Genomic DNA, 13,180 nt, shown 5'->3' on the forward strand with positions numbered 1-13,180 from the left:
CAGCCCGGTCCGGAACAGCATCTGGGTGCCCAGTCGCAGTTCCCGCTCGAGGGGCAGTTCCCGGAGCACCAGTTCGGCCAGGAGCACCAGGGCGCGTTCCCGCCGCCCGGCGGCCAGCCGATGGGCGGATTCCCGCCGCCCTCGCCCTTCACGCCGCAGGGGCAGTTCGCGCCGAACCCCGGTTTCGCGCCGCCCGGCGGCTTCCCGATGCCGGAGCAGGGCGGTCCGTTCGCCCCGCCCGGCGGCCCGGCGGATCCGACGTCGTTCGCGCCGCCCAACTTCGGCGATCTGCCGCCGCAGCCCTACGGCGAGATGCCCGGCCCGGAGGCGGGCGCGCAGCCGAATTTCAGTGAGCCACCGGTGAATTACGGTGAGGCGCGCCAGGAGACGCCCTACGGCGAGGTGCGCCAGGAGATCGGCAGCGACGGCATGGTCCGCCGCGTGTTCAACGAGGATCCGCAGGCTGCGCCCGCGGCGGAACCGCAGCAGTACGGCGGCGAGCAGTTCAGCTGGGCCCCGCCGCCGCCACCCGCGCCCCCGGCGTATCAGCCGCCGCCGCAGCAGCAGTCGCAGCCCGGTGGGTGGGGCGGTCCGCCCAGCCAGCCGAACTTCCCGCAGCAGCACCCCCCGCAGCAACCGCCGCAGGCGCAGCAGCCTCCCCAGCCGCCGCAGCAGCAGCCGCCGCAGCAGCAGGGTTTCACGCCGCAGCACATGCAGCAGCAGCTCGGGCAGCCCGGCCATTCGGTGAACGACCTGAACCTGCTCAAGCGGGCGCGGCGCTCGCCGCGCAGTGGCTGGCGCCGCGCGGTGCACAAGATGTCCGGTGGTGCGATCAATCCGGGTGAGTCCTCGGCGGATGTCGTCGTCCGGGAGCTCACCGAGCGGGTGAATCAGCCGGTTCGCGGCGACTACCGGATCGCGATCCTGTCGCTCAAGGGCGGCGTCGGCAAGACCACGACGACCGTCGGCCTCGGCTCGACCTTCGCCTCCGTGCGCGGCGACCGCGTCATCGCCATCGACGCCAACCCCGACCTCGGCACGCTCGCGCACCGGGTGCCGCGCCAGACCCGCTCCACGGTCCGGAATCTGCTGGAGGACCGCAACATCAGTCGCTACTCGGACGTGCGGGCGCACACCTCGCAGGCCCCGAGCCGACTGGAAGTGCTTGCCAGCGAACAGGATCCGGCGGTATCGGAGGCCTTCAGCGAGGAGGACTACCGCCGCGCGATCAGCATCCTGCAGCAGTTCTACAACATCATCCTCACCGACTGCGGTACCGGTCTGATGCACTCGGCGATGTCGGGCGTGCTGGACATGGCCAGCTCGCTGATCCTGGTGACCTCCCCGGCGATCGACGGCGCGCGCAGCGCCTCGGCCACGCTGGACTGGCTCGAGCATCACGGCTACAACAAGCTGGTCGAGCGAACCGTGGTGGTGGTCAACGCCTCTCGGCGCGGCGCGTCCACGGTGGATCTGGATCAGTTGCGCAAGCTGTTCCTGGACCGCACCCGGGCGGTGCAGGTGGTGCCGTTCGACGACCACCTCGCCGAGGGCGCGGAGATCGATCTGGAGCTGGTGAGCAAGCCGACCCGCACCGCCCTACTGGAGCTGGCGGCAATGGTGGCCGACGACTTCGGCTTCAACGTTCCGCAGGCCCCGTTCCCGCTGCCGAACCAGTACCCGGGCCAGCCGGGACAGTTCCCGGGCGGCCCGGGTCAGTACCCGGGTCAGGGGCCGTTCCCCGGTCCGCAGGGCCCTTACCCCGGCCAGCCGGGACCGTATCCGGGAGACCCGTTCGCGGGACCGGATCACTACGGTCAGTAGCGCTGCGAACCGCCCAGGGGTGCAACGCGATAACGAACGGCTCGGCGAATCATGGTGATTCGCCGAGCCTTTCGGTTTCCGGGAGGCGCGCGTCCCGGTCGTGATGGCGTGAACAGGGCGGACCGGGAAGCGCTTTGCGGCTCGCGGATGACCGAAATACGTGTCGGGAAATCCGGCCGCCGTCGAATTCGCCGTGTGGGGTGCCGCCATGAGTGGGCGCGTTCCGATCGCGCAGGAGCGTGTGTCCAGTCAGATTGTCGGCAGGATCGATCGTGATTGGCTGCACGCCAGTTGATTTCGTCCCTAGCGCGCCGCAGTGGCCGTGTGCGTCAGCATTCCCCGGCGGTCACGGTGTGGGCGGCGGTGTGGAAGGCGTCGAGCACCGTGGCCACGGCGGGGCGGCGCTCGGCGTGCGGGCGGGTGGCCAGGTCGTACAGGCGGGCCGCGCGGACGCCGGAGAGGCGCAGCACCGCGAGGCCGGGGTGGCGTACGGCGTGGCGCGGTATCAGGGCGACGCCGTGCCCGGCCGCCACCAGCTCCTCGATGACGCTGAAATCGTTGAGCCGCTGAGTAATTCGTGGTTGGACGCCGGTGACGGTGGCGATCGATCGCAGGACGTCGTCGACGGGGAAGCCGCCGCGCACGCTGAGCCAGGACTCCTGCGCCAGCTCCTGTGGGGTGACCGTTTCGCGATCGGCCAGACGGTGGCCGCGGGCGACAACGACGTCGATCGGCTCGCGCATCAACTGCTGTGCGGCGACCCTGGGCCCGGATATCGAGCCGGCGCGCTCGTCGCGATGGGTCAGCACGACGTCGTAGTCGGCGAGCAGGCGCGGCACGGCGGTGGGCGGCACGTCCTCATCGCGGGCGACGATGTCGACCCCGCTCTCGGCGAGTGCGGCCAGCACGTGCGGCAGCAGCAGCGCGGCCCCGGACGGGAACAGCGCCACCCGCACCTGCCCGCGCGGTGAGCCCCGGTACAGCGCCATCTCGGCCGCGGCGCGGTCCATCGCGGCGAGCACCTCATCGGCCCGGATCGCCAGCGCGTGGCCGGCGTCGGTCAGCCGCACCCGGCGCCCGTCGGGTTCCAGCAGCGCCACCCCGGCCTCCCGCGCGAGCGCCTTCAGCTGCTGCGACACCGCGGACGGCGTCATCGACAGCGCCTCGGCGACCCGCGCGACCGTGCCGCGATCGGCGAATTCGCGCAGCACCCGCAGCCGCTCGGCGGAGGTGAAGGATCCTTCCTGCATTGTTCAGTTTTACTACAGTATCAATCCACTTATATTCGATTGTTCTAATAGATCCGCGTCCTCAAGATGAGCGGTGTGAGTTACCGTGATCGTCTGCTCGGCTTGGCCGTCGTACTGCTTTGGGGGCTGAACTTCCTGGCTCTGCATATCGGGGTGGAGCACTTTCCGCCGCTGTTCTTCGCGGGGTTGCGATTCGCGGTGATCGCGGTGCCCGTGCTGATTCTGGTGCCGCGGCCGCGGGTGCCGCTGCGGTGGCTGTTGCTGTACGGGTTCGGATTCGGGGTGCTGCAGTTCGCGTTCCTGTTCACCGCCATGCGCGCGGGCATGCCGACCGGGCTGTCCTCACTGGTGCTGCAGTCCTCGGCGCCGTTCACCGTGCTGCTCGGCTCGCTGCTGCTGCGCGAAAGGCTCGGGGCCACAAAGATTCTCGGGCTGGCCACCGCGTTACTCGGTATGGTGGTCATCGGGTGGGACCGGGCCCAGCACGCCGCGCTGGTGCCCGTGCTGCTGACGCTGGCGGGCGGGCTCGGATGGGCGCTGGGCAATATCGGCTCACGGCTCGCCGCGGCGGGCTCTGCCTCGGATCCCGCCCGGAAGGTCGATCCACTGCACCTGACGCTGTGGATGGCGGTGGTGCCGCCGATCCCGTTGTTCGCGCTGTCGCTGCTGATCGAGGGGCCGATTGCGGGTGTTCATGCGCTCGCGGCCTCCTTCTCGGCCACGGGCTGGCCCGCTCTCGCCGCACTGGCATACACGGTGGTGCTGGCCACCGTGGTGGGCTCGGGTCTGTGGACCTATCTGATGGGCCGCTATCCGGCGGGCGCGGTCGCACCGCTCTCGCTGATGGTTCCCGTGGTGGGCATCCCCGCGTCGTGGGCCTTCCTGGGCGAGCGGCCGACGGCCCCGTCGCTGATCGGTGGAGTGATCGTGATCGCGGGCGCGTTCGCGGCGACCTCCGGTGGGCGGCGCCGGGACGTGGTGCCGAACGATTCGCCGGTCCTGGACATGCAGGCGGTGCCAGTCCAGCAGTAACTCGGCAACGGAACCGTTGGTCCGAAACTTGCCGCACCCTTCGTCTCCGGGGCCCGGATCGACCGCCTACAGTATTGCCCGGCGTGGAGGTCCCGAACAGATGGCAGAACGGTATGGGGTCGTCTCCCGAAGAGCAGTTCTTCGCGGGGCGGCCGTCGCGGGTGCGGTAACCGCTGGGGCTTTGACGGTGCGCCCGGTTCCGGCCGCCGCCGCCCCCGCGCGCCGGGTCGCAGTCTTCGGCGGCGGCGTGGCCGGGCTCACGGCCGCGCACGAGCTGGCCGAGCGGGGATTCGCGGTCACCCTGTACGAACCCCGGGCCCTGGGCGGTAAAGCTCGCAGCATCGCGGTGCCCGGCACCGGCCGCGGTGGCCGTCCGGATCTGCCCGGCGAGCACGGCTTCCGCTTCTTTCCTGGCTTCTACCACCATGTTCCGGACACGATGCGGCGAATCCCATTCCCGGGCAACGCCAATGGCGTGTGGGACAACTTGGTCGCCGCCCCCGAGGCGCGGTTCTCCCGCAACGGGTCCCCGGACAGCATCCTGCCGATGGGCAAGGGCAGGTCGTGGGCCAACCCGGACGACTTTCGGCAGACCCTCGCCTCGGGGATCGCGACCTCGGCACGCATGCCGACGACCGACGCGTCCCACTTCGTCAACCGGCTGCTCGTCTTCAACACCAGCTGCGATGCGCGCCGGCTCGGGCAGTGGGAGCACGTGGCGTGGCGCGATTTCCTCGGCGCGAGCGCTCGCTCCACGGAATTCCGGGTGCTGATGTCGCGCACCCTGACCACGCTGCTGGTCGCCGCCAAGGACGATCGGGCCAGTACCCGCACCATCGGCACCATGGGCGAGCAGTTCCTGGGCAACCCGATGGAGATCGGCAACGACGGCCCGCTGGACCGGCTGCTCGACGGCCCGACCTCGCGGGCGTGGATCGACCCCTGGGTCCAGCACCTGCGCGGTCTCGGCGTGCGCTTCGAGACCGGGCGGCTGCGCGGGCTCGAGGTGCGCGATCGCCGGATCGCGGGCGCCCGGATCACCGACGGTGCGGGCACCGAAAGCGCGGTCGACGCAGACCATTTCGTGCTCGCCGTGCCGGTCGACGTGGCCCGTCGGCTGTGGACGCCCGAAATCCTGGCGGTGCAACCGGAATTGGCGGCGATGGACCGCCTGACCGTGGACTGGATGACCGGTATCCAGTTCTATCTGCGCCGCCCGGCGGGAATCGCCCGCGGGCATACCGCCTACATCGATTCGCCGTGGTCGCTGACCTCCATCGCGCAGAATCAATTCTGGTCTCGCACACCGCTTTCCGGATTCGGCGACGGGACGGTGCGGGACTGCCTCTCGGTGGACGTCTCGAACTGGAACGTCCCCGGAATCCTGTTCGGCAAGCCGGCTCGGGAATGCACGCACGAGCAGATCGCGCGCGAGGTCTGGGCGCAGCTGCGCGCGGCGCTGGCGGGCAAGGTCGAATTGCGCGACGCCGATCTGCATTCGTGGTTCCTGGATTCGGGCGTCACCTGGGATCCGGCACGGGGCGTCAACAACAATGCCGATCCGCTGCTGATCAATACGGTCGGCTCCTGGTCCGCGCGCCCGCAGCCGCACGGCGCGCTGGAAAATCTGTTCCTCGCCGGTGATTACGTGCGCACCACCATCGATCTGGCCACCATGGAGGGCGCCTGCGAGGCCGCGCGTCGCGCGGTCAACGCGCTGCTGGACACGGTCGGCTCGAATGCCCCGCGCTGCAAGCTCTTCCCGCTGTACCGCGCGGTCGAGCTCGAGCCGATGCGTCAGGCCGATATCGCGCGGTACGCCGCGGGGCAGCCGAACCTCTTCGATACCCCAGACTGAGCGGGACGGGGGTCCGCGCCGGGGACCGCCGTCGCCGGATCTGAACAAATTGCTGGTCTCCGGCGTTGTCGCGCAGTTCAATTTATTGCATGAGCGAAATCACCACTGCGGCAGAACTTCGCGAACTGCTGGGGGAGCCGAACCATCGCGTCGCCACCAAGGAGCGTCCGGCACTGCATCCGCGCGACCGGGAGTGGATCGCCACCTCGCCGTTCGTGGTGCTGGCGACCAGCGACGCCGAGGGCAACTGCGATGCCTCCCCGAAGGGCGATCCGGCCGGATTCGTGAAGGTGCTCGACGACCGGACGATCGCGATCCCCGAGCGTCCGGGCAATCGCCGCGCCGACGGCTATCTGAACATTCTGTCCAATCCGCATGTGGGCGTTATCTTCCTGATTCCGGGTCGCGGTGAGACCCTGCGGGTCAACGGCCGCGCCCGACTGCTCACCGACGCCCCGTACTTCGACGACATGATCGTCAAGGGCCATCGCCCCATCCTCGCCGTCGAGGTCGCGATCGAGCAGATCTTCTTCCACTGCGCCAAGGCCTTCATGCGCAGCAGCCTGTGGCAGCCCGAGGGCTGGCCCGAGGACACGCTGCCCAGCGCCGCGGCGCTGACGAAGGAGATTCAGCTCAACGTCACCGAATCCCTCGAGGAGCTGGAGAAGCACTACTCGCCGGAGACCTACCGGAAGATGCTGTACTGACAACACGGTCTTATCGCCGTTCGGGCCGGGTTGTGCCCGCGCGGTTCAGGATCGCCTGTAGCGCCTCGGCATGCGTTGCCAGACAACGGAGTCCGTGATCGGTGGCGCGCACGGTCGTCTTCGGTACCCGTCCGGAATACGTGCGCTGCTGCTCGAGGTATCCGTCCTTGCGCAACGTGGTCAGCTGCTTGGACAGTGCCGAATCCGACAGCCCGACCGCATCGCGCAGGAATCCGAAATCACACCCCTCGGCCGCGGACAACACCGACATCACCGCCAGCCGCGTCGGGTCCGAGAGCAACCGGTCCAGTTCCGGTCCACTCATCGGCCCGGACGCTGCCCGGACGCCGTGACGAACCGCTGGCCTGAGGCGAACAGCAGGGTCGCTACCGCCGCGAACGTCACGCCGGTGACCGTGTGCGGATATCCGGGCACCCCCAGCGCGTCGGCGAGCGACTGGCCCAGGCCGGTGCCGTACCGCGCGATCACGAATACCCCCGCTACCAGTATCAGCAGGATCGTGGCCCGCACCCGCATGTTCGGCGGGCTCTGGCGGGCGGCCACTCCTCGCGCCAGGCTCAGCGGCGCCGCTCCGGTGAACATCCGCACACCCAGCACCACCACCAGCACCAGCGCGATCGCCGCCGCGATCACCTTCGCGCCGGTGAGGTCCACGAAATCGTTCGCCGCGCTCGCTCCGGCGCTGAGCACGAACATCGCCGGATAGATCCAGATCGGCATGCCCGCGGCCCGCTCGGTTCGCTCCTGATGCTCACGCATCATCGCCAGCGCCTCCCGCGCTCGCTGCTGCTCGGTCATGTCGTTGTCCTTGTGCTCGTTCATCATTCTCCCCAATCGACTACTTGCTTACCTGGAAAGTACATACTCCTTTCCGGTAGGACAAGTAGTAAAAATCTTGGGATCGCCCCACCCTGGCCCACGCCGAGCGGTACTCGGAGCCAGGTGGGTACACGCGCGCGACCGGCCCGCAATTGCATGTCCGCCTCGTCACCCGCCCAACGCCGACGCGGCCGATCGCGGATAGGATTCCCCGCGTGGCAGACATCTCGATGCGCGGACGGCTCGCGCTGCGGGCGGCGGCGGGCGCGGCATGGGCCTCGCAGCGGGCCGGGCGGGGCAAGGGCTCGATGATCGGCGGGCTGATCGCCCTGCAGATCGATCCGACGATCATGACCCAGCTGGGCCGTGGGCGGCGCACCGTGCTGGTGACCGGCACCAACGGCAAATCCACCACCACGCGCATGACCGCGGCCGCGCTGGCCGCGCTGGGGCCGGTGGCGACGCAGGCCGACGGCGCGAACATGGACGCGGGCATCGTGGCGGCGCTCTCGGCGCATCGCGGCGCGCCGGTGGCGGCGATCGAGGTCGACGAGCTGCACCTGCCGCACGTGAGCGATGCGCTGAATCCGGCCGCGGTGGTACTGCTCAACCTGAGCCGCGATCAGCTCGACCGCGTCGGCGAGATCAACATGATCGAGCGCAAGCTGCGCGCCGGGATGGCTCGGCATCCGGACGCCGTGCTGATCGCCAACTGCGACGACGTGCTCATCACCTCGATCGCCTACGACCACCCGAATGTGGTGTGGGTGGCCGCGGGCAGCGGGTGGGCCATGGACGCGAGCAGCTGCCCCCGCAGCGGCGAGCCGATCGTCTGGGAGGGGGAGCCTTCGGGGACGGCAGGAGGCGGAGCCGACGGGGTGGGTAGGCACTGGCGCAGCACCGGGGCGGACTTCCAGCGGCCCGAGCCGGACTGGTGGGTCGACGAGGAGCACCTGTACGGCCCCGACGGCGTGAAACTGCCCCTGCACCTTGCCCTTCCGGGCCGCGCAAATCGCGGTAACGCCGCGCAGGCGGTGGCCGCGGCGGTGGCCCTGGGGGTATCGCCCGAGACGGCCGCCGACGCCACGGCGACGGTGCGCGAGATCGCGGGCCGGTACCGCACCGTGCGGGTCGGTGAGCGCTCCGCCCGCCTGCTGCTGGCCAAGAATCCCGCCGGCTGGCAGGAGGCGCTGTCGATGATCGACCCGGCCGCAACGGGTTTGGTGATCGCGGTGAACGGCCAGGTGCCCGACGGTGAGGACCTGTCGTGGCTGTGGGACGTGCGGTTCGAACACTTCGAGGGTACCCAGGTGGTAGCCGCCGGCGAGCGCGCCACCGACCTCGCGGTGCGCCTCACTTATGCCGGGGTGGAACATACGACGGTGCCGAATCCGTTGCGCGCCATCGCCTCCTGCCCGCCCGGGCAGGTGGAGGTGCTGGCCAACTACACCGCGTTCCGCGATCTGAACCGCGATCTGGAGGGGCAGGCATGACATCGCAATCCACCGTGCGGATCGGGCTGGTGCTGCCCGATGTGATGGGCACCTACGGTGACGGCGGGAACGCCGTGGTGCTGCGGCAGCGCCTGCGGATGCGCGGCTACGACGCCGAGATCGTCGAAATCACCCTGAGCGATCCGGTTCCCGACTCCCTGGACGTCTATCTGCTGGGCGGGGCCGAGGATTCGGCGCAGCGCCTGGCCACCCGCCATCTGCGGCAGTATCCCGGCATGCAGCGGGCGGCCGAGCGTGGCGCCCCCGTGCTGGCGATCTGCGCGGCCATTCAGGTGCTGGGCAACTGGTACGAGACCTCCGGCGGCGAACGCGTCGAGGGCGTGGGGATGATCGACGTGACCACCTCCCCGCAGGCCGAGCGGGCCATCGGCGAGGTAACCACCACCCCGCTGCTCCCCGAACTGTCCGACCCGCTCACCGGATTCGAAAACCACCGCGGCGGAACGACCCTCGGCCCGGACGCGGCCGGCCTCGGCACGGTCACCCGCGGAGTCGGCAACGGCGTCGGCGACGGCCGCGAGGGCGTCGTGCAGGGCTCGGTCATCGGCACCTACCTGCACGGTCCCGCGCTGGCCCGCAATCCCGAACTGGCCGATCTGCTGCTGAAGCGCGCCCTCGGCGTCGACACCCTGGCCCCCCTCGACCTTCCGGAAGTCGACCAGCTTCGCCGTGAACGCCTGCGCGCCTGAGCGGTTCCGCCCTTCAGGGTTGAGGGGCGGCCGTCCACCCGGTACTCTCGCGCGCGACCATGCGTGACGAGGGAGGTGGCCGCGTGCGCAGACGCGCCCTGATGAAGGCTGCCGGAATGGCGGCGCTGCTCGGTGCCACGGGCACCGCGGCAGGCGCGGTGACGGGCGCCGGGCCGGCGACCGCCGATCCGGTATGGAACGACCTGTTCCGGCATTGGGTGCCGGAAATCTTTGCGCCCCTTCCCGATCCGCCGGAGCACTCCGAGGCGATCATCATCGGGTCGGGCTTCGGCGCCGCGGTCACCGCGCTGCGCCTGGCGCAGGCCGGGGTGGCCAACACGGTGCTCGAGCGCGGTTTGCTCTGGCCCAACGATCCCCGGCGGGAGATCTTCACCGGCGACGACCTGCCCGACGGCCGCGGCTTCTGGCATCGCACCGAATTCACCGGCGTCACCAAGGTGCCGATGCACTTCACCGACTTCGGCGGCGTGCTGGATGTGACCTCGTTCGACGGCATCGACGTCTGGCGCGGCGCGGCGGTCGGCGGTGGCTCGGTGGTGTTCACCGGTTGCATGCTGGCCCCGCCGCAGCGGTTTTTCGACCAGATCTTCACCGGCACGGTCGATTTCGGCGAGATGGACCGGGTCTACTACCCGCGGGTGCGCCAGATGCTGCGGCTGAGCACGATGCCCGCCGACATCTACAACTCGGCGCCCTTCACCCACTCGCGGGCCTGGGACGAGCAGGCGCGCAAGGCCGGCTACACCCCGCAGGCCAGCGATTCGATCTTCAACTGGAATATCATTCGCGGCGAATTGTCCGGCGCCACAAGGCCTTCGGGGACCGCGGCCCGCAGCAATCTGGGCAACTCCAACGGCGCGAAGTTCGACCTCAACCAGAACTATCTGAAATACGCCCAGCAGACCGGGAAGTCGGCGGTCTTCGCGGGCCATCGGGTGGATTCCATCGCGCAGGATGCCGAGGGGCGCTACGTGGTCGCGGTGACCAAGATGGACCCGACCGGTGCGGTGCTGCGCACCCGAACCCTCACCTGTGACCGCCTGTTCCTCGGCGCCGGCTCGGTCGGCACGTCGGAGCTGCTGGTGCGCGCCCAGGCCACCGGGGCGCTGCCGCATCTCAACGAGCACGTCGGCGACGGCTGGGGCACCAACGGCGATGTGGTGCTGGCCCGGGGCGAGAGCTCGCTCAGGGGCCTGGGCCAGGGCGTGCCCAGCGCCAGCCGCATCTTCGACGGATCCGGTATGCCGCTGACCCTGGAGAGCTGGTACATCCCGGGGGTACCCGTGGAGACCGGTGCGCTGGCCTCGCTCGGCCTCGCCTTCGACACGACCCGCGCGCGCTTCGGTTTCGATCGCGCACGCAATGCGGTCGGCCTGCGCTGGCCGCGGCAGGCGCAAGACCGCATCGTGGATGCCTGTCGCGCGGTGGAGCACCGCATCGCCGAGCGCGGCGGTGCGATGGTCGAATACACCGCGCTCGGGTACGACGCGAACGCGGTGTTCACCGCCCATCCGCTCGGTGGCGCGGTGCTCGGGCGGGCGACCGACAATTACGGCCGTGTGATCGGCCATCCCGGTCTGTATGTGATGGACGGCGCGGCGGTGCCCGGCAGCACCGGCACGGTTAATCCGTCGCTGACCATCGCTGCGCTGGCAGAGCGCAATATCGAGAACATCGTTCGCGCAGGTCACTGAAACCGGGCTGGGCGGCGGGCTACCCTCGGGAGCGCCGTCGTCCACCTCAGAAGGGATCAGTCGTGGCGCGCCCCACACACAGATCAACGATCACCCCTGACCCGCGGGCGCTTGGGACCGACTATTTCAGGGGCAAGTAGCTAGCACTTGCGACCGCGTCCGTCTACGTGCCGCCATGTCAAACGCTGCTGGGCACTGCCTGAGGTTCCCCCAAGGCCGAGTAGTTAGTGTTTTCGCTTGTCATGCACGGGGTTTGGGTGACCAGGGTGTGCGGTGAGCGGCCGCCGCTGTGGGCGCAACGGCGGGCGTGGCCTCTTTCAGGAGACCCGCCGCGGGCTCCTCCAGGCGACGTGTCTTCAAGGCCAGTATCAGCATGGCGACGACCAGCAGCCAGCCTGTTGCCGAGGTTCCGAGCATCGACAGGATGTACCCCGCGAGCAACGAGCCCGCGGCCATGCCGGAGCACTGCACGAGCATCGTGGCGCCGACAACTCTGCCGAGCATGGCTTCGGGAACGACGCGCACCCGATACAAGGTCATCGCAACGTTGGAGAACGTCCAGAAGGCGCCGATGCCGACGAGGGAAACCGCGAGCATCGCCGGGGTCGGGCACATCGCCATGATTACAAGCATAAGAAACCACGCCCAGAGCGTGATTGTGAGCGCGATCTTCGTGTCGGCCCGACGGGCGAGCCACATCGTGGGGGCTGCGCTGACAATGCCGCCCAGGCCTGGGGCCCCCAATACGACGCCGATTTCCCATACCGGGCCGCCACCGTTCCTGATGTCCATCGACGTAAGCAATACAACGATCTCGAAGATGAAGTTCGTTGCCGTGAGGATGGCGGCGATGGACCGTAGGAACGGATCGGCCCGCAAGAACTGCATGCCTGACCGGGCACTGCTCCAATCCCAAATACTCGGGCCGTGGACTTCCTCTTGTGGCGAAGATCTGATCTTGGACAGGCTCCAGAGAGCGTACAGATAGGTCGCGGCATTTGCCAGGAACGGCAGACTCCGGGCAGCACCCAGAGCGACGGCGCCGAACCCTCGGCCCACCACGGTTGCGATCGACTCCTCGGCTTCGACGAGCGCGAAGGCCGCCGGACGCTCTTCGACGCTGACGATGTCACGGACCAGTCCCAACTCGGACGTGGCGAAGAAAACCTGTGCGGCACCCTCGACGAATGCCGATACCATGAGCAACAGCGTCAGGCCTGGGGGCGTCACGACCACCACCACCGCCGCAAGCAGAGTTGCCATCAACCCGTACTTTTGGCACTTCACGAGGGTTTGCCTGCGATTCCGGTAGTCCGCAGCGACACCTGACGGGACCTGGAAGATGAACTCGGGCAGCGTCATTGCGAACCCCACCCAACTCGCCGCGACCGGCGAGCCGGTGAGGGTCAGCGCCATCAGCGGATAGGCGATGCGGACGCCGCAAGTGCCGACGAACGTAATCGCATTGCCCGACCACAACAGCAGGAAGTTCTGGTTCTTGAGAATGCTCGTGTCAGGCATGTCGACTCATGGCCTCCGTGGAACTCCAGCCGAAGTTGGTCCAGCCTCGGTCCGGGATCCCTAGCGACACTACCGAATTGCCACAGGACCGCCATCTGTGGGAATGCTCGACGGTCTACCACTCGAGTCTGTACCGTATCGGTCGTCAAGGTCATCCCGCTCACTCGACCTGCCGCGCGCCGAGCACGGTGTGGTGCAAGCATATTCAGATACGGCGACACGTATGTCGT

Annotated in this window: 10 protein-coding genes and 1 pseudogene; 7 read left to right on the forward strand and 4 right to left on the reverse strand. The window is 68.9% G+C overall.

Features of this window, described 5'->3' with window-relative positions:
• Positions 1-120 precede the first annotated feature (120 nt).
• Positions 121-1,635, forward strand: a pseudogene (locus tag KO481_RS02550) (nucleotide-binding protein); the annotation flags it as partial.
• Between the two features lie 518 nt (positions 1,636-2,153).
• Here the strand turns inward: KO481_RS02550 and KO481_RS02555 are convergent.
• The gene (locus KO481_RS02555; protein WP_215915273.1) at positions 2,154-3,074 is read right to left on the reverse strand and encodes a LysR family transcriptional regulator; all 921 of its coding nucleotides are present in this window, start codon (positions 3,072-3,074) and stop codon (positions 2,154-2,156) included.
• A gap of 75 nt (positions 3,075-3,149) precedes the next feature.
• Here KO481_RS02555 and KO481_RS02560 point away from each other — a divergent pair, with 75 nt between their 5' ends.
• The 3 genes from KO481_RS02560 (at position 3,150) to KO481_RS02570 (ending at position 6,671) form a co-directional block, all read left to right on the forward strand.
• A complete protein-coding gene (locus tag KO481_RS02560) occupies positions 3,150-4,106 on the forward strand; it encodes an EamA family transporter (protein WP_215915274.1) in 957 nt (318 codons plus the stop codon).
• A gap of 100 nt (positions 4,107-4,206) precedes the next feature.
• A complete protein-coding gene (locus tag KO481_RS02565) occupies positions 4,207-5,964 on the forward strand; it encodes a hydroxysqualene dehydroxylase (protein ID WP_215915275.1) in 1,758 nt (585 codons plus the stop codon).
• 89 nt (positions 5,965-6,053) lie between these two features.
• Positions 6,054-6,671: a pyridoxamine 5'-phosphate oxidase family protein gene (locus KO481_RS02570; RefSeq protein ID WP_215915276.1), complete on the forward strand. Its 618-nt coding sequence runs from the start codon at positions 6,054-6,056 to the stop codon at positions 6,669-6,671.
• A 10-nt stretch (positions 6,672-6,681) separates the two neighbouring features.
• Here the strand turns inward: KO481_RS02570 and KO481_RS02575 are convergent, their stop codons facing one another.
• Positions 6,682-6,996 (reverse strand): transcriptional regulator, encoded by a 315-nt coding sequence (locus KO481_RS02575; protein WP_215915277.1) that lies wholly within the window; start codon positions 6,994-6,996, stop codon positions 6,682-6,684.
• Entirely contained in the window at positions 6,993-7,514 is a 522-nt protein-coding gene (locus tag KO481_RS02580; protein WP_215915278.1) for a hypothetical protein, read from the reverse strand. The genes KO481_RS02575 and KO481_RS02580 overlap by 4 nt, the downstream gene beginning before the upstream one ends.
• A gap of 227 nt (positions 7,515-7,741) precedes the next feature.
• Here KO481_RS02580 and KO481_RS02585 point away from each other — a divergent pair, with 227 nt between their 5' ends.
• The 3 genes from KO481_RS02585 (at position 7,742) to KO481_RS02595 (ending at position 11,429) form a co-directional block, all read left to right on the forward strand.
• Complete coding sequence (locus KO481_RS02585) at positions 7,742-9,004, forward strand: Mur ligase family protein (RefSeq protein WP_215915895.1); 1,263 nt, start codon at positions 7,742-7,744, stop codon at positions 9,002-9,004.
• Complete coding sequence (locus KO481_RS02590; protein WP_215915279.1) at positions 9,001-9,714, forward strand: type 1 glutamine amidotransferase; 714 nt, start codon at positions 9,001-9,003, stop codon at positions 9,712-9,714. Before KO481_RS02585 ends, KO481_RS02590 begins: the two co-directional genes overlap by 4 nt.
• 83 nt (positions 9,715-9,797) lie before the next feature.
• On the forward strand, positions 9,798-11,429 hold the full coding sequence (locus KO481_RS02595) for a GMC oxidoreductase (protein WP_308166259.1): 1,632 nt from the start codon (positions 9,798-9,800) through the stop codon (positions 11,427-11,429).
• 240 nt (positions 11,430-11,669) lie between these two features.
• Here KO481_RS02595 and KO481_RS02600 read toward each other — a convergent pair whose 3' ends face one another.
• The gene (locus KO481_RS02600; protein ID WP_215915281.1) at positions 11,670-12,950 is read right to left on the reverse strand and encodes an MFS transporter; all 1,281 of its coding nucleotides are present in this window, start codon (positions 12,948-12,950) and stop codon (positions 11,670-11,672) included.
• Positions 12,951-13,180 lie beyond the last annotated feature (230 nt).

The sequence above is a fragment of the Nocardia albiluteola genome (genome assembly GCF_018860155.1).
Lineage (GTDB): Bacteria > Actinomycetota > Actinomycetes > Mycobacteriales > Mycobacteriaceae > Nocardia > Nocardia albiluteola.